This window comes from Vogesella lacus, assembly GCF_979366295.1.
The window spans coordinates 1-268 of the sequence record NZ_CEETQT010000052.1; the positions used below are offsets into that span (position 1 = coordinate 1).

Here is a 268-nt window from a genome sequence, read left to right on the forward strand (position 1 = left end):
ATGTCGGCGGTTCGACTCCGTCAACGCCCACCACGGTTGGAGCGGTAGTTCAGTTGGTTAGAATACCGGCCTGTCACGCCGGGGGTCGCGGGTTCGAGTCCCGTCCGCTCCGCCAACCACAATTCAGTAGTAACCGATTAGTTTCGGGCGTTTAGCTCAGTTGGTAGAGCGTCTGCCTTACAAGCAGAATGTCGGCGGTTCGACTCCGTCAACGCCCACCACGGTTGGAGCGGTAGTTCAGTTGGTTAGAATACCGGCCTGTCACGCC

General features: G+C 58.6%; 2 tRNA genes. Both read left to right on the forward strand.

Annotated features, from left to right (window positions below):
* Window positions 1-38: 38 nt before the first annotated feature.
* A tRNA-Asp gene (locus tag ACZ9W6_RS17680) sits at window positions 39-115 on the forward strand.
* Window positions 116-145: 30 nt separating this feature from the next.
* Window positions 146-221, forward strand: a tRNA-Val gene (locus ACZ9W6_RS17685).
* Window positions 222-268 lie beyond the last annotated feature (47 nt).